Source organism: Miniimonas sp. S16 (assembly GCF_057748195.1).
In genome coordinates this window covers 1,905,951-1,926,745 of the sequence record NZ_CM173242.1, presented here as the reverse complement: position 1 = coordinate 1,926,745, position 20,795 = coordinate 1,905,951, and the positions used below count along the sequence as shown (strand labels likewise).

The window sequence follows — 20,795 nt, the reverse complement described above, 5'->3', positions numbered from 1 at the left end:
GAATGTTGAACGAGCCATGAAGAAGATCGGGTTCCTCTCGTTCGGCCACTGGTCCGCCTCGCCGCACTCCGCCACCCGCAGCGCCTCCGACGTGCTGCTGCAGTCCATCGACCTCGCCGTCGCGGCGGAGGAGCTCGGCGCCGACGGCGCCTACTTCCGCGTGCACCACTACGCCCACCAGCTCGGCTCGCCGTTCCCGCTGCTCGCGGCCGTCGGTGCGCGCACGAGCCGGATCGAGATCGGCACGGGCGTGATCGACATGCGGTACGAGAACCCGCTCTACATGGCCGAGGACTCCGGCGCCGCGGACCTCATCGCGGGCGGCCGGCTCCAGCTCGGGATCAGCCGTGGCTCACCCGAGCAGGTCCTCGAGGGGTACCGCTACTTCGGCTACGGCGCGCCCGAGGGCAAGACGATGAACGACGTCGCTCGCTCGAACACCGAGGTGTACCTGCAGGTCATCGACGGCGCGCGGTTCGCGGAGCCCAACCCGCGGCCGATGTTCCCCAACCCGCACCCGGGTCCGCTGGCGATCCAGCCGCAGTCGCCGGGCCTGCGGGAGCGGATCTGGTGGGGCTCGGGCTCGAACGCCACGGGGGAGTGGGCCGCGAAGCTCGGGATGAACCTGATGAGCTCCACGCTCAAGGAGGACGAGAGCGGCAAGCCGTTCCACGTGCAGCAGCGCGAGCAGATCGACGTGTTCCGTGCGGCGTGGGCCGAGGCGGGGCACGAGCGCGAGCCGCGCGTGTCGGTGAGCCGGTCGATCTTCGCGCTCGTGAACGACCAGGACCGGGCCTACTTCGGCGCCGACCGCTCCAGCACCGACCAGGTGGGCGAGCTCGACGACTACCGCGCCGTCTTCGGGCGCTCCTACGCGGCCGAGCCGGACGTGCTCATCGAGCAGCTCGCGGCCGACGAGGCGATCGCCGCCGCCGACACGCTACTGCTCACGGTGCCGAACCAGCTCGGCGTGGAGTACAACGCGCACGTCCTCGAGGCGATCCTCACCCACGTGGCGCCGGGGCTGGGCTGGCGCTGAGCCGACCGCTCGCGCGGATCGCCGATGCTCAGCCGGCGATCTGCGCGAGGCGAGCCGACAGGAGGTCGCGGAGCACGCCGTCGGGCAGGGGGTCCGAGGGCTGGAACCGGATCGTGCCCTTCTCCGAGGTGACTCCGGGCAGCCCTGCCAGGTCGGCGGCGACGGTCGCGACCACGGTGCCGCTGAACGGGTAGAGCCCGATGTGCTTCTTCGCGCGCATCACCGAGACCAGCGGCTTGCCGCGCCAGGTCAGGGCGGGCATGCCGTAGCCCAGGCCCTGCTCGGCGTCGGGCGCGAGCTCCCGAGCGATGGCGTACACGTGGCCGATCGCGGCCGCGTCCGCCTCGTCGAGGCCCGCCAGGTAGTCGTCCACCGTGCCCATCGCGTCCACCCTCCGTCGGGTCCTGCCCGTGCTGACGCCGTCGCGCGAGACCCATCGTGCCGCTCGGGGGAGCGGCTGGCCACCCGACCGGTCGGCCGTCACGGCGGGCCGGGCCGAACGTCCCTGGCCCCGATCGCTCGGCCTCGCCACAATGACGGGATGACCGAGGCGGTCGACGACGACCCGTCCCTGGCGGCGTCCCTCGGGGCGCCGCGTGCGGCCTGGCTCTGGCAGCTGCCGCGACACCCGCGCGCGCTCGTCGACCACCTGTTGCGCGAGCGCGTCGAGGACGTCTTCCTCGGCGTGCCGTGGTCCGGGCCCGAGCCGGGCTGCGCGCCGACGCTCGCGGCGCTCAAGGGCGCGGGCATCCGCGTGCACGCCCTCGGCGGGGAGCCGCAGTGGGCCCAGGACCCGCTCCTCGCGCGCGAGTGGGCGGAGCGCCTGGGCCGCTCGCGCGCCTTCGACGGCGTGCACCTCGACGTCGAGCCCTGGGCGTCGCCCGCGTGGCCCGGGAACGAGGCGACGCTGCTCGCGGGCTTGGGCGACGCCGTCGGGCACGTGCGGGACGCGACCGGCGATCGCGAGGTGGAGGTCGACCTGCCGGCGTGGCTCGCCGTCGAGCGCCCCGAGGCGTTCCTGCGCCTCGCCGCGGACGCGGACGCGGTCACGGTGCTCGCCTACCGCGACCGGGCGACGGCGATCCTCGCCTTCTCGAGCCTCGCGCGCCAGGTGCTGGCGGAGGGGCGGCGCAGCTACCGGATCGGTGTGGACACGACGTGCTCACGGGACCCGGGCAGCTCGTTCTTCGACGACGGCCGCGCGGTGCTGCAGCGGGAGTCCGGCTCGGTGGAGCGCGCGCTCGGCGAGGACGTGTGGTTCCGCGGGATGGCGGTGCACGACGTCGCCGGGTGGCAGGCGCTGCGGCCCTGAGGTCGCGGCGGCGGCGGCCGGCTTCGGCCGGCGGCGCCGACCTGGCGCCGGGCCGGCCGGGTTCGGCCGCCGGGGTTCAGCCGGCCGGGTTCAGCCGGCGGCGCCCTCCTCCTCGGGCGGTGGCCCCTGCACCACCGCGCGGAAGGCCATGAGGCCCTCGGCGGGCAGCTCGAAGCCGATGTCGGTCGCGGGGTTGACCACGACGCCGACCTCCGGCGCCCCGGCCCCGAGCAGCACGCTCCCGGGCAGCGACGCGACCGCGCGACCCTCGCCGAACTGCGGGTGCACGCGATCGGGGTGGGTGAACGCGGCCAGGAACGGCTTGCCCTCGCGGTGCAGCACGAGCGGCTGGACGCCCTCGGGGGCGGGTGCACCCGACTCGGTCATCGGGGTCAGCACGAACACGGTCGCGACGTAGAGCGACCAGACGGCCACCTCGGTCGGGACGCGGCCCTGCGTGGCGCGTCGGATCGCCACCTCGAGCGGGGTGGCGCGGCGCGGTTCGGCCATGGCGGGGTCCTTCCGGGTGGAGGTCGGTGCTGGGGCGGGTATGACGCTGACGGGTTCTCGGACACCAGCCTCACACGAGAGCGCTGGCGAGCAGAACGATCGCGGCCACGAGCGACGCGGCGAGAGTGAGGCCCTCGAACATCTGCTGGCTCAGCCGGCGCAGCAGCCTGCGGCCCAGCCACGTGTCGACGAGGACCGTAGGCGCGAGCACTGCGGTGAGCACGAGCGTGGACGCGGGCAGCAGCCCGAGGCCCGCGGAGAACGGCAGCTTGGCCACGTTGACGAGCAGGAAGAACCACGCGTTCGTGCCGACGAAGCGCATCTTGTCCACGCGCGCGGCGAGCAGGTACAGCGCCATCACCGGGTCGGCCGCGTTCGCCACCATCGTGGTGAAGCCCGCCGCGACGCCCGCGCCGACCGTCGCTGCGAGGTGCGGCTCGACGTCGGGCGGCGGTGCGGGCCGGTGCCGCAGGGCGAGCTGCAGCGCGAGGGCCGCGAGGATGGACAGCCCGATGACGATCGTCATAGTGGTGTCGTCGACCACGAGCATGAGCAGCGCGCCGAGCACGATGCCCGGCAGCACGGCGGGCAGCAGGCGCCGCAGCATCGCCCAGTCTGCGCTGCGGCGGTAGGTCGAGACGGCGACGACATCGCCGATGATCAGCACGAGCAGTACCGCCGCCGTCGACTCCTTCGCCGGGATGAACAGTGCGAAGCCGGCGACGGCGAGCGCGCCCATCCCGCCGATCGACGTCTTCGCGATCCCCACCACGAGCGCCGACAGCGCCAGCACGATCCAGCCGATCGTGGGGAAGTCCAGGCCGAGCACGGCCCCGACCCTGCCACACGCGCCGTCGACCCAGCGATCTGGTCCGGGTCGGGGCGCGGGCCCAGCGATCTGTGTCGGCCCGTCCGGTGGACCCAGCGATCTGTGCCGGGTTAGGTCTAGAACCGGTACAGATCGCTGGCATCGCGCGGGTGGCCGGCACGGATCGCTGGCACCGCGGGGAGCACCGGCACGGATCGCTGGCATCGCGCGCATGAGCCGGCCGGTGCGAGCCCGCCCCACGCGTCAGACGGTGACGACAACCTTCCCGCGCACGTGCCCGGTCTCGACGAGCCGGTGCGCGTCCGCGGCGCGTTCCAGCGGGAACGTCTCGGCGATCTCGAGCCGCAGCACGCCGTCGGCCGCGAGCGCGCCCAGCTCGGCGAGGTCGGCGGCGTCCGGGCGCACCCACACGTAGTGCCCGCCGAGCTCGGTGCGTGCCCGAGGGTCGGCCACGGAGACGACCGTGCCGCCCTCGGCCAGCAGGGCCGGGGTCGCGTCGATCGCGGCGCCGCCCACGTAGTCGAGCACGACGTCGAACCCCTCCGGCACGACGGCGAGCGCCCGGTCCGCGAGCCCCTCGCCGTAGGCGACGGGCGTGGCGCCGAGGGCCCTCAGATAGTCGTGGTTGCCCTCGGACGCGGTGCCGACGACGTGCGCGCCCTGGTGCACGAGAAGCTGGACGGCGAGCGAGCCGACGCCGCCGGCGGCGCCGTGCACGAGGACGTGCTGACCGGCTGCGACCCCGGCGCGGCGGATGCTCTGCAGCGCGGTGAGCCCGGCGAGAGGGAGCGCGGCGGCCTCGACGAACGAGAGCGCGTCCGGCTTGCGGGCCGCGGTGCGGACCGGGACCTGGACGAGCTCGGCCAGCGTGCCGCCGGAGACGACGTCCTTGCGGGCGTAGGCCATGACGGCGTCACCCACCTGGAGCTCGGGGGTGTCGAGCCCGACGGCGACGACGGTGCCTGCGACGTCCCAGCCCGGGACGACCGGGAAGACGGTGTCGAGGAGGCCCGCGAGATGGCCCTCGCGCACCTTGTAGTCGACGGGGTTGACGCCGGCGGCCTCGACCTTGACGACGACGGCGTCGGACCCGATGTGCGGGTCGGGCAGGTCGGTGAGGTGCAGGACGTCGGCGGAGCCGAACTCGGAGTACGCGATGGCCTTCATGTCAGGGCCAACGCGCGAGCGCGGTCGGCGGATTCCCGCAGGGCGCGTGGTGTGACTCGGCAGACGCGTCGGCCGGACTCGAGGCGCCGGGCACCACGCGTCAGTCGCTCGGCGTGGCCGGGGCCAGCCGCAGGATCACGCGCGTGTCCGGCTTGCGGCGCAGGCGGCGCAACAGCCGCTCGCCGCCGATGAGGAGGCGGTACTGCAGGCCGTAGGTGCGGCGCAGCGCCTGCTCGCCGGCGATCGCAGCAGGGTCCTCGGCGGGCAGGATGCGGGCGGTGCCGTGCACCGTCGGGGCGTCCTCGGCCACCGCGCCCATCCGGCTGCAAGGCCGCAGCACGACGCGCGGGTCGTGACGCAGGCGCTTCACCTTGCCCGTCGTCCGGTCGGTCGTGACGACCATCTCGCCGCCCTCGAGCGCCACCCACACGGGGGTCTCGACGAGCTCACCGCTGCGCCGGTAGGTGCCGAGCGAGACGAAGGGCGAGCGCGCGACCTCGGTCCAGCTCGCCGTCGTCGGTGTGTCGTCCTGCGCCATCGCGACCCTCCTCGGGGAGCCGGGCTGCTCCACCCCGAGCGTACGTCGCGTGCGTCCGTGACCTGGGCGGCCTGCTACGCGAGCAGCTCCCGGACGTCCTGGGCCGTGAGGCGGCCCACCGCCCCGGCGTCCCCGCGCCGCCTGGGCGAGGCGACGCCGTCGGGCATCGCGTCGGTCCCGCCGAGCTCGCCGCTCGAGCCGAGCACGCCCGCGACGAGCGCGCGCTTGCTCTCCTGCAACGCCATGACCTTCTCCTCGATGGTGTCGGTGGCGACCATCCGGTACACGAGCACGGGCCGGGTCTGCCCGATCCGGTGCGCGCGGTCCACGGCCTGCGCCTCCGCGGCCGGATTCCACCACGGGTCCGCGAGGACGCAGTAGTCGGCCATCGCGAGGTTGAGCCCCACGCCGCCGGCCTTGAGGCTGATGAGGAACACGGGCTGGTCGCCCTCGGCGAACGAGCGGATCACCTCGGCGCGGCGCGTGGTCGAGCCGTCGAGGTAGGCGTAGCGCAGCCCGTCGGCGTCCAGGCGCGCGGCGATCTTGCCGAGGTAGCGCGTGAACTGCGAGAACACGAGGACGCGGTGACCCTCGTCGGCCGCCTCGCGCAGCAGGGGCATGAGCTCCTCGAGCTTCGAGGACGGGACGCCCTCGTACTCCTCGTCGACGAGCGAGGCGTCGATCGCGAGCTGACGCAGCCGGGTGAGCGCGCTGAGCACCTCGACGCGGTTGTGCTCCATGTCCTGCACGAGCCCGAGCACGCGCTGCCGCTCGCGCTGCAGGTGGCGCGCGTAGACGCGGCGGTGCGCGGGGTCGAGCTCGACTCGCAGCACCTGCTCCTGCTTGGCCGGCAGATCCGGCGCGACCTGCTCCTTGGTGCGGCGCAGGAGGAACGGCGCGATCCGACGGCGCAGCCGCAGCAGCAGGTCGGCGCCGTTGCCGCGCTCGATCGGGGCCGCGTAGAGCTCGTGGAACTGCTGCGGCGTGCCGAGCAGCCCGGGCGCCGCGAGCGCGAACATCGCCCACAGCTCGGTGAGGTCGTTCTCCATCGGCGTGCCCGTGACCGCGAACGTGACGTGCGCCGGGGTCGTCTTCGCCAGGGCGAACGCCTTGGACTGGCGGTTCTTCACGTTCTGCGCCTCGTCGAGCACGAGGCCCGCCGGCCGGAGCGCCGCGTAGTCATCGTGCTCGAGCCGGAACAGCGCGTAGGAGGTGACGAGCACGTCCGCGTTCGCGGCGAGCGCCGCGATGCTCTCCCGGCGGCGTGCGGCGGTCGCGGTCACGACGGCGACGCGCAGCCCGGGCGTGAACCTCGCCGCCTCCGCGGCCCAGTTGGGGACCACCGACGTGGGTGCGACGACGACGAAGGGGCCGTGCTCGCCGTCGGGCGCGGCGTGCGACCCGCGCGGTGGGGCGTCCGGCGACTCGTGGGGCGCGTTCTCCTTCCAGTCCTGGATCATCGCGAGCACCTGGAGGGTCTTGCCCAGGCCCATGTCGTCGGCGAGCACGCCGCCCAGACCGTTGCGGCGCAGGCGCGCGAGCCACTCGTAGCCGGTCCGCTGGTAGGGCCGCAGCTCGGCCCGCAGGCCGGCGGGCAGCGCGGGCGGCTCGCTCTCGTCAGTGGTCGCCGCGCGCAGCCGCCTCAGCCACTCGCGCGCCTGGCGGTCGATCTCGCCGAGCGCGAGCAGCTCCTCCCACCAGGACAGGTCGAGCCGGCTCATCCGCAGCGCGCCCGTGCGGCGGCGGTCCTGCAGTGCACGACCCTCCTCCAGCAGGGTCCGCAGCTGATCGAGCTCGGGCCGGTCCAGGCTGACGAAGCCGCCGTCCTCGAGGAACAGCGTCTTCTCCCCACGGGCCAGCGCCGTGATGACCTGGCCGACCGGGACCTCGCGGTCGGCCACCCGCAGCCGCACCTCGAGGTCGAGCCAGTCGCGGCCGGCGGGCGTGACGTCGACGGCGATCTCGGGCTCGCCGAGGTCGCGGAACGTGGGGAGGTCCTCGGGCAGGTCGAGCGCGACGCCGTCGACCGCCCTCAGCGCGGGGACCACCTGCTCCAGCAGGGTCACGACGGCGTGCCCCGAGACCACCATCTCCTCCAGGGGCGTCCGGTCGGGCGCGAGGAGCGGGGGCAGCGCCGTCATGGCGGCGCCCGCGCGGACGAGCAGGGCGCGCTCGGCCGCGGCGTCGCGGCCGGTGTCCCGCGGATCGGGCGGCAGAGTGAGCGTGCGGGCGAAGCCGTCGTCGGCGCGGCCGTAACGCCACTCGGCCTCGACGGAGGCGCGCGGCGTGCTGCCGATCGCGGCGAACAGCAGCCGGATGCGCACCACGAGCGTGGGTGCGGGCGGCGGGGCGGGCTTCCAGCCGCTCGTACGCAGCGTCGCGCGGGGCAGACGCGGCAGGATCGTGCGCTCGAACAACGTCCGCTCGGCCACCGGCACGGTCACGGCGCCGCTGCGCCACAGGTCCAGCCACTCGCGCGAGGCGGGGATCTCGAACGGGGCCAGGGTGAGCCTGCCGGCGTCGTCCCGACCCACGACCCCGTGCGGCGGCGTGCCCAGCAGGAGCAGCGAGCGCAGCGGGGTGTCGCTCGCGACGACGGACTCGACGAGGAGGTCGTCCGGGTGCTCGCCGTCGGCCACGGGACCATCGTCGACCTCGTCGACCTCGTCGACCTCGTCGACCTCGTCGACCTCGTCGACCTCGTCGACCTCGTCGACCTCGCTGTCCTCGCTGTCCTCGCTGTCCTCGCTGTCCAGTGTGCGGCGCTGGCCACGGGTTCCGACGGCGAGCTCCGCGCGAGCCGGCGCGTCCAGTAGGACGGCGGGTGCGCCGTCGGGCTCGATGAGCGTGACGCCCGCGGCGACGAGGTCCGCCAGGACCGGCCAGAGCGACCGGCTCGTGATCCGGTGCACGTCGACCCACGTGGTCGAGCCGTAGACGTAGTTCTGGGACGCCTGGTGCAGGCGGAACAGCGCGGCGAGGGAGTCGAGCTGAGCTGGGGAGGCGGTCGGGATCGCGGAGCGCTGCACGTCCGACCAGGACGCACCGGACGCGATCCAGGCCCCGCGCTTGCCCATCCGCATCGGCTTGGCCTGCAGGCCACCCTCGTGCACCACCTGCCACACGGTGCGCCGCACCGCGCTACCGCCCCTGCCGCGGCGTCCGTCGTCGCCGTCCGAGGGTGGCGGCTGGAAGTCGAGCGCGAGGGCCACCGGCTCGTACCCGGTGGCCGCGGGGTCGGGGAAGATCCCCTCGAGCCGGGAGCGCCAGGCGCTGACGACGGGTCGACCCTGCGCCGCGCGCTGCTGCTCGAGCGCGGTGATGAGGAGGGCGACGGTGTGCTTGCAGTCGGCCTGGACCGGACACGAGCAGCGGCCGTCGAAGGAGACGATCGTGCCGTTGCGGGTGAGGTCGTAGAAGGCGGTCGAGGAGTAGACGTTGCGCCCGCTGCCCTCGACGTTCCCCGTGACGACCCGCGCCTCGGCGTCGTGCCGCCGCACGACCGCGCGATGCTGCCGGGCGTAGGCGGTGCCCGCGTCGAAGGCGTGCCGGCCGACGATGCCGACGAGCTCGATGGGGGCGTGCACCCGACGAGCGTAGGTCGCACCACCGACGCGCGTGCGCGGCGGGTGGCGGGCTGTGGACAGGGGCGGTCGGGACGCCCTCCTGAGCACTTCCAGGGTAGTACCAGGGTAGTATCAAGAGTATGAAACTGAGTGTGAGCCTTCCGATCGCGGACGTCGAGTTTCTCGACGCGTTCACACGCGGGCACGGTCTAGCGTCGCGCTCGGCCGCGGTCGCGCAGGCAGTCCGAGCACTGCGCGCGGAGTCGCTGACCAGCGCGTACGAGCAGGCGTTCGACGACGGCGTCGAGGAGGCCGCGGCGTGGGACGTCGCCGTCGCCGACGGCATGAGTCAGGCGTGAACGGACACCTCGGGGCACGCGATGCGGTGACGCACCCTCCGCGGCGCGCAGAGATCTGGTGGGTCGACCTGGCTCCTGCTGTGGGCAGTGAGGCGGACAGTCGAAGACCCGCGGTCGTCGTGAGCAACGACGGCGCCAACTCGGCCGCCGCCTCGCTCGGCCGAGGCGTGGTGACGGTGGTCCCGCTCACCACGACGCTGACGCGCGTGCTGCCCTTCCAGGTCGTCATCCCGGCGAGTGAGGAGGTGGGTCACGGCCTTCGCCAGGACTCCAAGGCTCAGGCGGAGCAGGTGCGGTCCGTCGACGTGCGGCGCCTCGTCTCGCGGGCCGGACGCCTACGCCCCGACACGATGGCGCGGCTGGAGGACGCGCTGCGTCTGCACCTCGGCTTGTAGACGCGCACGGAGCACGCGAGGGCGCGCCGGGGACCACCCGCGAGTGCGGGGTTCGCTACCGCCCTCGTCCCGTTCCGATCAGCCGGCGTGCGGCGTCACGACCACCGTGAGCAGCACGACCGTGTCCTCGATCGCCGACAGCCCGTGCCGCTCGTGCGGGATTGCGACGAGCGCGCCGTCGGCAAGGTCCCAGCTCTCGGTGGCGGTGGTGAGGCGGGCGTGCCCGCGCAGGACCTGCAGCGTCGCCTCGCCGGGTGCGTCGTGGTCGGCGAGCGCGCTGCCGGCCGTGAGCGCGATGAGCGTCTGGCGCAGCGCGTGCCCGCGCCCGTGCGCGATCGACGTGGCCGACCGGCCCGCGGGGGCGCGGTGCGCGCGCTCGAGGTGCTCGACGGCGAGCGCCGCCAGGTCGTTGACCTGCGGTTGTGCGGGGGTGCCGTCGGGCGCTGCTGGCGTGGGCTCGGGTGACGTGTCCGCGGACGGCTGCTCGCCGTCGGGAGCGTCCGAGCGGGGATCGGGGTGGGCGAGGAGGTAGTCGCGCAGCACGACGGCGTGGTTGACGTCGAGGTCGCGCGCGCCGAAGAGCAGCGTGACGACGTCGTGCACGCGGATCGCGAGCCGCAGCTCGGCGAGGGCGTCGCGGGTGTCGGGCTCGCCGTCGAGCTCGGCGCGGTAGGCGTCGGCGAACTCCTCGAAGCGCTCGGGCTCGTGGTGCCACTCGGTGCGCAGCGCGGGCGTCGGGGCGACGTCCTTGAGCCAGAGGTCCAGGTCCGCGCGCGCGTGCGTGAGGCCGCGCGGCCAGAGGCGGTCCACGAGGATGCGGTAGCCGTCCTCGGGGGCCGGGTCGTCGTAGACCCGCTTGAGCTGTACGGTCGGCACGGCGTTTCCCTCCGGACGGACGACGGCGTCGCGCACCTCGGCCCAGTGGCTCGCCGGGGCGAGGCGGCGTCGAGCCGAGAGTAGCGGGGTGGACTTGATGCTCGCCGCGCCCTAGCGCTGTCGGACGGGAGAGATACGGTGACCGGCATGGCCGGGGAGCACGGGTTCGCGTCGGTGTCGTCGTCGCGCGAGGCAAGGGGCGCGGGACTCGACGAGACGCAGTGGGACCGCGCGATCGCCGTCGTGCTCGCGTCCGCGCTGGGTGACGCGCTCGGGGCGGGGTACGAGTTCTCGAGCGTCCCACCCGACCTCGTGCCGGACATGATCGGCGGCGGGCTCGGCAACTTCGCGCCCGGGGAGTGGACCGACGACACCGCACAGGCGGTGGCCGTCGCGCGGGCGGCGGCGGACCACGACCTGCGCACCGAGGCGGGACTCGACGCCGTCGCGGCCGGTTTCGCGCGCTGGTTCGCCGACGGGCCTGCGGACGTGGGCATCCAGACGCGGGCGGTGCTGTCACTGGCGGGACCCGACGCCTCGGCGGCCCGGATGCGCGAGGCGGCGCTCACGGTGCACGAGCGCACCGGTCGCAGCGCGGGCAACGGTGCGCTCATGCGGACCGGGCCGGTCGCCGTGGCGTACCTGGCGGATCCGGAAGGCGCTGGTCGACGCGGATGGGGGTAATGATCGGCCGGTAGACGGCAATGTCGTGGTTGTAGGGGATCGGCGGGCCTGGGAGGTGAGGCGAGGGTGGATGATGCGCAGGCGTGGATGCGCGCCCTATGGGTGGAGCACTCGGCGGATATCTATCACTTTGTGCATCGTCGTGTTCCCGAGCTTGCCGAGGACGTCACGTCCGAGACGTTCCTGACGGCCTGGCGCCGTCGCGAGGACGTCCCGGCGGAGCCTCGCGCGTGGCTGTTCGTGACGGCCCGGAACGTCCTACTGACTCAGTCCAGGGGGCGGACGCGTCACGACCAGTTGCTGGTCCGCGCCGCGACGCTCGCCGAGGAGGACCGTGTCGAGTCCGACGTGGCCGAGCAGGTCACCGAGCGAGCCGCGGAGAGGTTCGCATGGCTGTCTCTGTCCCCGAACGACCGCGAGGTCCTGATGCTCGTTGGCTGGGACGGTCTGAGCAACGCCGAGGCTGCGGCTGTCCTGGGTTGCACACCAGCCACGTTCGCCGTCCGGCTCTACCGGGCTCGGCGCCATCTGCTGCGAGCTCGTGCGAGCTCACCGGACTACCCCATCACCCCTCGCCCGGAAGGAGTTCCGAATGTCTCGTGACCGGCTCCCGCAGTGGTTCCTTGACAGTGACCCCGACCGGAACGTCCACCGTGACGCCCGCGAGGACGACGCCGCGCTGGTGGCAATCCTCAAATCCCCGCCTCTCACCCCCTCAGACGGTGCCGCACGGCCCGCCGCGGCTGGCTCCGCCCAGCGCGTGGCGGTCCTGCGCCGCGGCGCGTGGGGCGTGGCCGCTGCTCTAGTCGTTGGTGTCGTCGTCACGGTAGCCACCACGCTGGCCACGCCCACGCCGGCGTTCGCCGACTGGACCCCCTCACCGACCCCACCCACCACCGACCTCACGCAGCGGGCCATCGCGGCGTGCCCACTCCAGATCCCCGAGGTCCGGTCCAGCAACGACAGTGGCGGCGAGATCGTGACGCACGACGTCGAGCTCGTCACCATCGATGTGCGCGGATCCCACGCCCACCTCATCGCCGCCAACGAGTACGGCTGGCTGGACTGCTTCGTCGGCCTCGCCAGCAACGGCGTCGACGTGATCGCTGCCGGCAACGCCGGGTTCAACCCCGCACAGCCGCTCGCGACGCCCGCGGCCACCGGGATCACGGTTGTGGCCAACGGCACGACCAGCTGGGCCGCCGAGGGGTCCGAGCCCGCCGGCTCCTACACCTCCGCCTACGGTCGCGCGGGATCACAGGTGAGCGCCGTCACGCTGCTGACCACCACGGGCGACGCGATACACGCCACCGTCACCGACGGTTGGTGGTCCGCCTGGCTCCCCGCCACGACCACCCTCCAGGACGTCGCAACGCTCACCTCGACGAGCGGATCAACGAGCACCATAGATCTACGCATTGCCGCTTTCGAGGGGTAATTACACACTCATTCCGACTGATTGCCGCTGATCGTGTGAGTATGTTCACGAACGCCGCCGCAATAGGCGGAGATGAACTTACTCGAGCGATTGGATAGTGATGCGACACAGACAGCGATTCTTCGCAATGCTCGGTGTCCTCAGCGTGACGCTGATCGGAGCGGCAGTACCCGCCTTGGCGACGGATGAACCCGCCGCGAGCGTCGGGGCCGCCGAGGACGAGAACCTTCCCGGCGTTCCGAAGAAGGGAGCCCCTCGCGTGGAGTGGGAGGAGTGGGTCGAGCGTGACCGCGCCTCCGTGGAGGCGATGGACTGGGCGGGGCAGTCCGCGGCCAAGGGCTGCACGCTCCTGGAGGTCAGCATCGTCGACGAGATCGATCCCGGCTACAACCTCTCGATGGGCGCCCCCGCCGACCTTGTGACCGTCCGGGTCGACCTGAGCGAGACCTGCGAGGTCGCGGCTGGCGCGCGCCTCGTCCCGACCATCGCGCCCATGTCGGTGCCCGCTGGTCCGCAGCAGTGCAACTCACAGACGCACGGCCCGGGAACCATCTGCATCTACAAGTCCGGTGGACGCGTCTACTCCTCGTGGAACTACCGCGGCAGCGGGGCGGTCACCGGCTACATGCGCATCTACATGATCGACACAGCGGCGATCGGTTGCCCGACCGGGACCACCTGGCACACAGGCGCAGCGCAAGCATGGAGCACGAACACCACGAACACCACATCCAAGGCCCAGACCCAGAGCGCTGCCTACTCCGCTCACATCTGGAAGCACAACGGCGCCGCCTCCTACTCCGACTGGGGACAGACCTGCGCGGTCCTCTAGCCAACGAGAGACTCCTTCGCGAGGGCCAGTCCCCGGTCGGGGCTGGCCCTCGTACTGCTTCACACAGGTCCGTGCGGTCACGCGGACGCGTAGCCGCCGCTTCCTGGAGTCCGCCCTTGTCGGCGTCCTCACCAGCTTCGTCTAGAGGCTCGCGCCACGCACGTTCTAGGTGCGGGTGACGGCGTTTGGCCCAGACCCAGGCGTGGCCTTCGCGGTCGTGCTGGTCGAGGTAGCGGACCTGCACCTGGGGGCTGGTCCATGCGATCGCCCAGCCCTGCATGAGCTGGTAGCGCGACCGGTGGGAGTCGATCCAGACGCGTACCGGGATCGGGGTCTCTGGTCGGGTCTGGCGTTGCCCCTCGCGATGGGCTGCCGGCGCTTCCCGCGCGGCGTCGGCCATCGGAATCATCTCCTTACCCGAGCCCGGCGCCAGTAGCGGGCGTGTCCTTCACCTGTCACGGGACGAGGATGCTGCATGAGTCAGACATCCCGAGCGTCTTGCACTTCCCTGTTCGTGATGTGCGTCGCGTAGGAGCGCTCAGTCGCGGCCCGGGTAGAGCCGGGCATCTGCTCACCAGAGCGGGTGCTGCCCGCGGTCGACTGGGAGCAGTCCGAGTTGTGCGACGTGCTCGACGTCGCCGCCGGCGCGCGCGGCGTTGCGCAGCTGTGTTGCTCGTTCCCGTGACCCTCGTGCATCGCGCAGCGGACTGCCTGGGGTGTGTCGCCGCCAGGCCCACTCGGCGCGGTTGCGTTCGTTCGTGGACGAGCTGAGGTGGCCGGGGCTCGGGTTCTGGCAGAGGGGTTCGTCGCAGCCGTGCGCGAGCGTCGCCGGCAGGGCTCCGACGCCGTGCGCGAGGGCGTAACCGAAACGATGCGCGATGATCACGAACCCGTCCTCCACCCAGAAGCGGCCGTGGCCCCGACCGGATACGGCACCGGTCCAGAGCCAGCACTCGTCCTCATTGGCGATGCTCACCTTGGCCAGGTAGCGCTCAACCACGTCGCCGTGAGCGAGCGCTCGGCGCAGGCGCTCACTCGGCGCGGGTGGGCTCGCCATTGTGCGCCGGGATGGTCGGCGCCTCGTGCGCTGATGCGAGCGAGCGCAGGCGCTTGACTTCGGCTGCGTCGATCTCCAGCAGTGCCTGGGCGTCGCGGGCAGAGAGTCCGCCGTCGCTGATCAGGGACGCGAGCTTCGTCGCGAGCTTCGCGTCGAAAGCGGCGAGATCGGCGCGGACCGCCTCGCGCTGATCCACTGGGGCGCCGGTTCCCGGTGTTCCAGGCGCGGGAGGAGGACGTGTACCCCGCGCGTCTGGCTGCGGCGTACGCGGCCTTCGCCGCGGAGAACGACCGACCCCCGGAGCCGGGGTCCGAGCGCGATGAACTGCGGTGGAGGGTGGCCGAGGAGATCCTGACGGAGAAGGCCGACGGTCATGCGCCGCAAGCGGGGGACACGGCGCATTACCTCGCCACGCGCGGCGCGGAGAAGCGCGCAGCCGTCGCCGGCTACGACCTGGTCTTCACGCCCGTGAAGAGCGTCAGCACGCTGTGGGCACTCGCCGACGCCGGCACCCGCGAGCAGATCGGGCGGGCTCACACGGCAGCGTGGCGCACTGCGCTGGAGTGGGTCCAGAGCGAGGCAGCGCTGACGCGCGTCGGCGCCGGGGGCGTCGGGCAGATCGACACCAAGGGCCTCGTCGCGGCCGCGTTCGACCACCTCGACTCCCGAACCGGGGACCCGAACCTACACACCCACGTCGCCGTCTCCACAAAGGTCCAGGGCAGTGACGGGCAGTGGCGATCACTGGATGGCCGTGTGCTCCACGCCCTCGGCGTGGCCGCATCGGAGCGCTACAACACCCTGATCGAGGAGGAGCTCCGTACCCGCCTCGGCGTGCGGTTCGTGGAAGAGGGCCGCGAGGGCAAGCGACCCGTTCGGGAGATCGCCGGAGTCGACAGGGACGTCCGCGCGGCGTTCTCTCAACGACGCAACCAGGTCGAGGAGAACTACCGCACGCTCCTGGCCGAGTACCGCACCCAGCACGGGCGCGAAGCACCGCGAGCGGTGCAGTTCAAACTCGCTCAGCAGGCCACCCTGGCCACCCGCCAGGACAAGGAGCACGCCGTCGGGCTGGCCGAGCGCCTCCCGCAGTGGCGCGCCACGGCCCAGCGCGTCCTGGGGGAGCGGGAGAGCGTGGAGCAGATGGTCGCCCGAGCCCTCGCCGGAGACCTAGCCACGCTCGACCCCACTCAGGTCGAGGAGCGATCGGAGACCGCCGACGAACTTGCCGCGCAAGTGCTCGCCGGTCTGGGGGAGACCCGTTCGACCTGGAACCGGTGGAATCTGCAGGCAGAGGCCGAGCGTGTGGTGCGGTCCTCGCGACGAGTCGCCCGACCGGGCTGGGACCTGTCGGTGCGGGCGCTGGTCGCCGCGGTCGTCGACCGGGCACTGGCGTCCTCGATCGCGCTCACCCCGGCCGAGCTGAACCACTCGGACTCGCCGCGCACTTCGCCTGCTCCGGGCGGCGGCTCAGCGCCGGAATCGGGGCCGCGGGCACAGGGAAGACGACCGCGATGACGGCGTTCGCGTGCGCCCTGGAAGCCGCAGGAGGGCGCGTGATCGGTCTCGCCCCGTCCGCGGCCGCGGCTGCCGTCCTGGGGGCGGAGCTCGAAGTTCCGGCGGACACACTGCACAAACTCCTCGACGTCCACGCCCGAGCCAAAGCAGTCGCGGGACCGAACGGGAGAGTGCCCGATGGCGCCATCGAGCCCAGGTACGCACTCGACGCGCGCTCGGTGCTCCTCGTGGACGAAGCAGGCATGGCCGGCACCCCGGAACTCGCCGCCGTCCTCGAGCTCGCCGAGCGGTACGGAGCGAGCATCAGACTGCTCGGGGATCCCTCGCAGCTGGCCGCCGTCGGTTCCGGGGGAGCGCTGCGGCTCATCGACCACTACGTCGGAGCAGCCCACCTCGAGGAAGTGCGCCGCTTCCTCCTGGCCGACGGGAAGACGACCAACGAGAAGGAGGCGCGAGCCTCGCTCCAGCTGCGCAAGGGCAACCCGGTTGGACTGGACTACTACGTCGAGAACGACCGTGCCCGCGGCGGCACCCGAGAGGCGATGATCGAAGACGTCTACGCCGCATGGGCTACCGACATGGCCGCCGGCGACTCCGCCATCATGGTCGCCGCCACCAACGACGTGGTCGTCGAGCTCAACGCCCGCGCCCGACGCGACCGCGTCATCGCCGGCAGAGTGAAAGAGGACGGAGTCTTCCTCCACGACGGCGGAACCGCTGGCGTGGGCGACATCGTCGTCTCCCGCAGGAACGATCGCCGCCTACGAACCGGACCGAGCGACTTCGTCAAGAACGGTGACCTGTGGCGCGTCACCCGCCACTACCACGACGGCGCACTGTCCGTCGTGCACCGCGACACCAAAGCGAGCGTGACGCTCCCCGCCGGCTACGTCGCGGAATGGATCGAACTCGGCTACGCAGCCACCGTCCACCGAGTCCAGGGGATGACCGTCGATGCGGGCCACCTCCTCGTCGACGAGACCATGACCCGCGACCACCTGTACACCGGCGCCACCCGAGGCCGGTACATGAACCGCATGTACGTCGTGACCGACGCAGTGCTCGACGTCGACCTGCACGAACAACCCGACCCAGCCCGCGCCGTACGCCAGACCCTCGAACAGGTGCTCGACCGGACCGAGGGCGACCCAGCTGCGCTAGAAGCACTCGTCACCGAGTGGGACAGCGCGCACTCACTCGCCCAGCTCGTCCCCGCCTACGAGGACGCACACACCCGACTCCTCGAGCCCGACCGGGAACAGCGGATCGCTACCCTCCTGCACGAACAGATCCCAGCACACGCCGACCGAATCCTCACCGACCCGGCCTGGCCAGCGCTGCTGGCCCGACTGGCCCGGCACGAGAACTCCGGCAGCGACCTGCGGCAACTCCTGCCAAACGCTCTCGCGGAACGAGAGATCGGCACCGCCGACTCACTCGCCCAAGTCCTGCACTGGCGCATCGGCGACCCCGAACCAGAACCCGGGGAGAGCAACCTCCCCTCCTGGGTCACCCCAGCACCCCAGGAAGATCCCGAGCCCACCCAGGACCCTGCACCCCAGCCCCAGGTCGAGGCGGACCCAGCCGAAGACGAGACACTCGCAGACCAGAAGATCCCGGACGTCCGGGTCGACCCGGGGGAGCCGGCCTATCGGGAAGCCGTGGAGATCAACACCGCGGCGTGGACCTGGTGGAACCAGCAGTCCGACAGCTCCGACTCCTGGACGGCTACCTATCGGACGCCCGGGGTGTTCCCACGGCCGAATCCGGCTGGGCGCCCAACGGGTGGGACGGACTGGTCGGGCACCTACGCAGCCTCGGCTACCGTGACGACGCACTCCTGGACTCCGGAGTGGCAACCCGCACCCGTGATGGACGGCTGATCGACCGCTTCCGAGACCGCCTCGTCATGCCGATCCGCGACCCGGAGGGTCTGATCGTCGGGTTCACCGCCCGCGCCAACCCCGACGTCGCCGACGCCCGCACTCCCAAGTACCTCAACACCCCCGAGACCGCAGCGTTCCACAAGCGCGAGCTGTTGCACGGCTGGAGCCCCACCGCCGCTGCGCGGCTCGCCGCGGGTGCTCGTGCGGTCTTCGTCGAGGGCCCGCTCGACGTCGCCGCCGTCGCATCCCTGCACCGCGACGACTTGGTGCCCCTCGCCCCCTGCGGCACCGCCCTCACCGACGCCCAGCTCGACCTCATCCGCCGGGCCGGCGGCGATCTCGCTCGAGCCATCTTCCTCTTCGACGCCGACACCAGCGGCCCCCGAGCCACCGTTAGAGCATGGGAGCGACTCACCCCGACCGAAGCCCACACGGCTCGCGGCGCCGTCATGGTGGGAGCCAAGGACCCCGGCGAACTCATCCAGACCGGCCGGGGGGAGGACCTCGACGCCGCGCTGCGCCACGCCGGCCACCTCACCCACGACGTCATCGACCACTTCGTCGGCACCACCCCGACCGACACCCCTGAGAAGGCCGTCGCTCTGGCACGACGTCTCGGCGACGCGCTCACCCGACTCCCGGACGACCCCGAAACAGACGTCTACCTCGCTGGTGCCCTCACCGGACGGCTCGACCCGCAGACCGTGTACGACATCCTCGCCAACCTGCGCAGCCCGATCGGGGCGGACACCATCGTCGTCACCGACGACGGCGATCCCACCTCCTCGACCCGGCGAGTCGTCGACCCCGCGGTCCGCGACTGGCTGGAGCGACAGGCGATCCTCATCAGCGACCGGCTCGACGCCCTCGTCGCTGACATCGAGGGCGACACGCCACCGGCCTGGGCACGCAGTCTCTACCGGCCACCCGCCGATGCCCGCACCCTCGCCGTCTGGCGTGCTCGCGTGCGCGACGTCGCCGCCTACCGCGACCGCTATGCCATTACCGGCACCGATCCTCTCGGGCCGGTACCTCCACACGACGTAGGCGCGCAGACGTACGCCTACGAGACCGCGAAGACAGCGCTCAAGAAGCTCATTCCCACCCAGCCTCCGCCGGCGCCGACGGCCGAGCAGGCCGACCAGCTCGACACACTCCGCCGGCGTCTCGAGCTCGCCCGCGTCCAGGCCGTCCGAGCCACGGAGGAGTCCCCCCAACCGGAGATGACCACTCCCGACCCACACATGCCCGGCATACCAAAGCCCGGGATGTAGTCACCCTCAACAGCCGACTGATCCAGACGAACTACAGCAAGATGCTCTCGTGGACTTCGACGACCCGACTCGGCTCAAGCGGTCGATCGAGCGCGTCGTCGCCGGCGGGGACGACGACTCTGGTGACGACCCCGTCACCCTCGCGACGTTCCTGGACGCCTGGCGAGGGTGGCTGCAGGACGGCTACACCATCGCGTTACCCGATGGATGGCGCACTCGGATCACTGTTCTCGGAGAGGCAGGGCTCACGGCCCGGGAGATGCAGGAGGCGATCCGCGTCGCGATGAGCGCCGATCACCTCCGCAGCAGCATGAACCGGTTCTCGTACTTCGTCGCCGTCGCGTTCAACACGCTCACTCCTCGCCTCTACCCCCATGGAGACGAGGGAATACCCGAGACCCTCTACGACCTCGAAGCAGCCCAGCAAGCGGCAGAGCGCAGGTCGAGCGGTACTGGATCACGTTGGAAGGCGACGACGGAAGAGGAGTCTGCGTGGCAGCAACGAGATCGGCTCGCCTGGAAGAACCTCAGAGAGACGGCCAGCGCCACGGGGGCCCGCTACGTGTGGAGGCCGCCGGATGACCTCCATCCGGGATCGCGCGTACACCTCCTGGAGCATCTCTGCTCCGCAGGAGCGCACCTCTCCGCCGTGCACGCCGTCGTGGTGACCGATCTACCCGAAGAAGCAAAGGCATGCATCAACTGTTTCCCGGGGGAAGCGAGCAGGTCATGACGAGATCGGGCGGAAGCCAGATCCGGATAGGTACCGGCGCCAGGAGAACGGTGCTCTCCTACTGACCGTAACTGGAGCCTCGAACGGGTCCCCAGTAGCGCGGCTGCCACTGCGGCCCGTCGAGGGCTGCGGCATCGAGGACTGCCCCAACCCAGACGACCGGCTGCAGTGCCGCCGGTCTCCAGCCCGTTGCCTCCTGAAAGAAGCCCCCCTTGTTCGCTCGACCGTCTCGCCACAGCTTGTCTTCGACAGGCAGCCGGTTGAAGTTCAGCCGCTCGCCGGTAACCGGGTGCTCAGGCCAGGTGTAGTGCGTGAGGAAGTCTTCTTCGTCGGCTTGGTAGCGCCGCATCTGAAACGGTGCGGCTTCGAATGGTTTACCGGTGACGAACCAGCTGATGCCCACCGCGCCCGGGCCGAAAAGGGCTTCGGTGCGTTCATCCGGAAGGCTCTTGGTCCACTGGGCCAGCAGTTCCTCGGCCGTCGCTTCATCTGGCGTGTAATTGTCAGTGATCGGGTCGTTCCATATTTCCCACGTAAGGAACAGCGGGCACTTGAAGCGATGGTTCGTCCGGCGCACCTTCCAGGTCCAGAGGTTCTGTTCGGTCGTGTAGGTCGTCGCGCTCACCGCCTCAGCGTAGGGAGTGGGTGACCGTCGGTGACGTACTGGCGCGCCGTCGACGGCCGGGCTCCAGGCGTCAGGGACTCTGGGTCGCAGGTCCAGCCATGAACTAAAACGGCCCCGGCGGACTTGTCTTCAACCCTCAGCGATGCGACTGACCGCG

22 protein-coding genes are annotated in these 20,795 nt (G+C 71.8%); 12 read left to right on the top strand and 10 right to left on the bottom strand.

All coding sequences use genetic code 11. The features are described 5' to 3' along the window. Window positions 1-16 precede the first annotated feature (16 nt). Window positions 17-1,039: an LLM class flavin-dependent oxidoreductase gene (locus AC3AQ1_RS08360; protein WP_108718610.1), complete on the top strand. Its 1,023-nt coding sequence runs from the start codon at window positions 17-19 to the stop codon at window positions 1,037-1,039. A gap of 28 nt (window positions 1,040-1,067) precedes the next feature. Here the strand turns inward: AC3AQ1_RS08360 and AC3AQ1_RS08355 are convergent, their stop codons facing one another. Then, a complete protein-coding gene (locus tag AC3AQ1_RS08355; RefSeq protein WP_108720090.1) occupies window positions 1,068-1,421 on the bottom strand; it encodes an iron chaperone in 354 nt (117 codons plus the stop codon). Between the two features lie 159 nt (window positions 1,422-1,580). Here AC3AQ1_RS08355 and AC3AQ1_RS08350 point away from each other — a divergent pair, with 159 nt between their 5' ends. Continuing rightward, window positions 1,581-2,351 carry a hypothetical protein gene (locus AC3AQ1_RS08350; protein WP_108718609.1) on the top strand — a complete coding sequence of 257 codons (771 nt, stop codon included), beginning with the start codon at window positions 1,581-1,583 and terminating at the stop codon, window positions 2,349-2,351. Between the two features lie 90 nt (window positions 2,352-2,441). On the opposite strand, the gene AC3AQ1_RS08345 is transcribed toward AC3AQ1_RS08350, so the two are convergent. From AC3AQ1_RS08345 to AC3AQ1_RS08325, 5 genes are all read right to left on the bottom strand, one after another. Continuing rightward, the gene (locus AC3AQ1_RS08345; RefSeq protein ID WP_108718608.1) at window positions 2,442-2,861 is read right to left on the bottom strand and encodes an SseB family protein; all 420 of its coding nucleotides are present in this window, start codon (window positions 2,859-2,861) and stop codon (window positions 2,442-2,444) included. Between the two features lie 70 nt (window positions 2,862-2,931). Next, a complete protein-coding gene (locus tag AC3AQ1_RS08340; RefSeq protein ID WP_234417427.1) occupies window positions 2,932-3,690 on the bottom strand; it encodes a sulfite exporter TauE/SafE family protein in 759 nt (252 codons plus the stop codon). Between the two features lie 243 nt (window positions 3,691-3,933). Next, entirely contained in the window at window positions 3,934-4,857 is a 924-nt protein-coding gene (locus tag AC3AQ1_RS08335; RefSeq protein WP_108718607.1) for an NADP-dependent oxidoreductase, read from the bottom strand. A 100-nt stretch (window positions 4,858-4,957) separates the two neighbouring features. Beyond that, the gene (locus tag AC3AQ1_RS08330) at window positions 4,958-5,395 is read right to left on the bottom strand and encodes a PPOX class F420-dependent oxidoreductase (protein WP_108718606.1); all 438 of its coding nucleotides are present in this window, start codon (window positions 5,393-5,395) and stop codon (window positions 4,958-4,960) included. 74 nt (window positions 5,396-5,469) lie between these two features. Next, entirely contained in the window at window positions 5,470-8,982 is a 3,513-nt protein-coding gene (locus tag AC3AQ1_RS08325; protein WP_234417426.1) for a DEAD/DEAH box helicase, read from the bottom strand. A gap of 131 nt (window positions 8,983-9,113) precedes the next feature. On the opposite strand from AC3AQ1_RS08325, the gene AC3AQ1_RS08320 reads away from it, so the two are divergent. Next, window positions 9,114-9,320 (top strand): ribbon-helix-helix domain-containing protein, encoded by a 207-nt coding sequence (locus tag AC3AQ1_RS08320; RefSeq protein WP_234417425.1) that lies wholly within the window; start codon window positions 9,114-9,116, stop codon window positions 9,318-9,320. Next, entirely contained in the window at window positions 9,281-9,715 is a 435-nt protein-coding gene (locus AC3AQ1_RS08315; protein ID WP_342777043.1) for a type II toxin-antitoxin system PemK/MazF family toxin, read from the top strand. Before AC3AQ1_RS08320 ends, AC3AQ1_RS08315 begins: the two co-directional genes overlap by 40 nt. Window positions 9,716-9,793: 78 nt before the next feature. On the opposite strand, the gene AC3AQ1_RS08310 is transcribed toward AC3AQ1_RS08315, so the two are convergent. Continuing rightward, window positions 9,794-10,591, bottom strand: coding sequence for a DUF488 family protein, N3 subclade (locus tag AC3AQ1_RS08310; RefSeq protein WP_370445265.1), 798 nt, complete (start codon window positions 10,589-10,591; stop codon window positions 9,794-9,796). A 147-nt stretch (window positions 10,592-10,738) separates the two neighbouring features. Between AC3AQ1_RS08310 and AC3AQ1_RS08305 the strand changes: the two genes are divergently transcribed. From AC3AQ1_RS08305 to AC3AQ1_RS08290, 4 genes are all read left to right on the top strand, one after another. Beyond that, window positions 10,739-11,275: an ADP-ribosylglycohydrolase family protein gene (locus tag AC3AQ1_RS08305; protein WP_108720085.1), complete on the top strand. Its 537-nt coding sequence runs from the start codon at window positions 10,739-10,741 to the stop codon at window positions 11,273-11,275. Between the two features lie 66 nt (window positions 11,276-11,341). Continuing rightward, window positions 11,342-11,878 (top strand): RNA polymerase sigma factor, encoded by a 537-nt coding sequence (locus AC3AQ1_RS08300; RefSeq protein WP_108718604.1) that lies wholly within the window; start codon window positions 11,342-11,344, stop codon window positions 11,876-11,878. Continuing rightward, a complete protein-coding gene (locus AC3AQ1_RS08295) occupies window positions 11,868-12,713 on the top strand; it encodes a hypothetical protein (RefSeq protein WP_108718603.1) in 846 nt (281 codons plus the stop codon). Before AC3AQ1_RS08300 ends, AC3AQ1_RS08295 begins: the two co-directional genes overlap by 11 nt. A gap of 145 nt (window positions 12,714-12,858) precedes the next feature. Beyond that, the gene (locus tag AC3AQ1_RS08290) at window positions 12,859-13,545 is read left to right on the top strand and encodes a hypothetical protein (RefSeq protein WP_159096455.1); all 687 of its coding nucleotides are present in this window, start codon (window positions 12,859-12,861) and stop codon (window positions 13,543-13,545) included. A 571-nt stretch (window positions 13,546-14,116) separates the two neighbouring features. Here the strand turns inward: AC3AQ1_RS08290 and AC3AQ1_RS08285 are convergent. Both AC3AQ1_RS08285 and AC3AQ1_RS08280 read right to left on the bottom strand, forming a co-directional pair. Further along, the gene (locus AC3AQ1_RS08285) at window positions 14,117-14,545 is read right to left on the bottom strand and encodes a hypothetical protein (RefSeq protein WP_159096454.1); all 429 of its coding nucleotides are present in this window, start codon (window positions 14,543-14,545) and stop codon (window positions 14,117-14,119) included. Between the two features lie 31 nt (window positions 14,546-14,576). Beyond that, the gene (locus AC3AQ1_RS08280; RefSeq protein WP_108718600.1) at window positions 14,577-14,798 is read right to left on the bottom strand and encodes a hypothetical protein; all 222 of its coding nucleotides are present in this window, start codon (window positions 14,796-14,798) and stop codon (window positions 14,577-14,579) included. Window positions 14,799-14,815: 17 nt separating this feature from the next. On the opposite strand from AC3AQ1_RS08280, the gene mobF reads away from it, so the two are divergent. From mobF to AC3AQ1_RS08260, 4 genes are read left to right on the top strand one after another with little or no spacing between them, the layout of a single operon-like run. Continuing rightward, window positions 14,816-16,120, top strand: a complete 1,305-nt coding sequence (gene mobF / locus AC3AQ1_RS08275; RefSeq protein WP_159096453.1) for a MobF family relaxase — start codon at window positions 14,816-14,818, stop codon at window positions 16,118-16,120. After that, window positions 16,084-18,003, top strand: a complete 1,920-nt coding sequence (locus AC3AQ1_RS08270; RefSeq protein WP_234417938.1) for an AAA family ATPase — start codon at window positions 16,084-16,086, stop codon at window positions 18,001-18,003. Before mobF ends, AC3AQ1_RS08270 begins: the two co-directional genes overlap by 37 nt. Further along, window positions 17,916-19,280 (top strand): toprim domain-containing protein, encoded by a 1,365-nt coding sequence (locus AC3AQ1_RS08265; RefSeq protein ID WP_234417937.1) that lies wholly within the window; start codon window positions 17,916-17,918, stop codon window positions 19,278-19,280. Before AC3AQ1_RS08270 ends, AC3AQ1_RS08265 begins: the two co-directional genes overlap by 88 nt. Window positions 19,281-19,329: 49 nt before the next feature. Continuing rightward, complete coding sequence (locus AC3AQ1_RS08260; RefSeq protein WP_108718597.1) at window positions 19,330-20,013, top strand: hypothetical protein; 684 nt, start codon at window positions 19,330-19,332, stop codon at window positions 20,011-20,013. Between the two features lie 58 nt (window positions 20,014-20,071). Here the strand turns inward: AC3AQ1_RS08260 and AC3AQ1_RS08255 are convergent, their stop codons facing one another. After that, window positions 20,072-20,638: a hypothetical protein gene (locus AC3AQ1_RS08255; protein ID WP_108718596.1), complete on the bottom strand. Its 567-nt coding sequence runs from the start codon at window positions 20,636-20,638 to the stop codon at window positions 20,072-20,074. Between the last annotated feature and the right edge of the window lie 157 nt (window positions 20,639-20,795).

Excerpts from the sequence above, each read along its gene's own strand:
- AC3AQ1_RS08360 (WP_108718610.1), top strand. The coding sequence starts at position 17 with ATGAAGAAGATCGGGTTCCTCTCGTTCGGCCACTGGTCCGCCTCGCCG.
- AC3AQ1_RS08355 (WP_108720090.1), bottom strand. The coding sequence starts at position 1,421 with ATGGGCACGGTGGACGACTACCTGGCGGGCCTCGACGAGGCGGACGCG.
- AC3AQ1_RS08350 (WP_108718609.1), top strand. The coding sequence starts at position 1,581 with ATGACCGAGGCGGTCGACGACGACCCGTCCCTGGCGGCGTCCCTCGGG.
- AC3AQ1_RS08335 (WP_108718607.1), bottom strand. The coding sequence starts at position 4,857 with ATGAAGGCCATCGCGTACTCCGAGTTCGGCTCCGCCGACGTCCTGCAC.
- AC3AQ1_RS08295 (WP_108718603.1), top strand. The coding sequence starts at position 11,868 with ATGTCTCGTGACCGGCTCCCGCAGTGGTTCCTTGACAGTGACCCCGAC.
- AC3AQ1_RS08305 (WP_108720085.1), top strand. The coding sequence starts at position 10,739 with ATGGCCGGGGAGCACGGGTTCGCGTCGGTGTCGTCGTCGCGCGAGGCA.
- AC3AQ1_RS08330 (WP_108718606.1), bottom strand. The coding sequence starts at position 5,395 with ATGGCGCAGGACGACACACCGACGACGGCGAGCTGGACCGAGGTCGCG.
- AC3AQ1_RS08345 (WP_108718608.1), bottom strand. The coding sequence starts at position 2,861 with ATGGCCGAACCGCGCCGCGCCACCCCGCTCGAGGTGGCGATCCGACGC.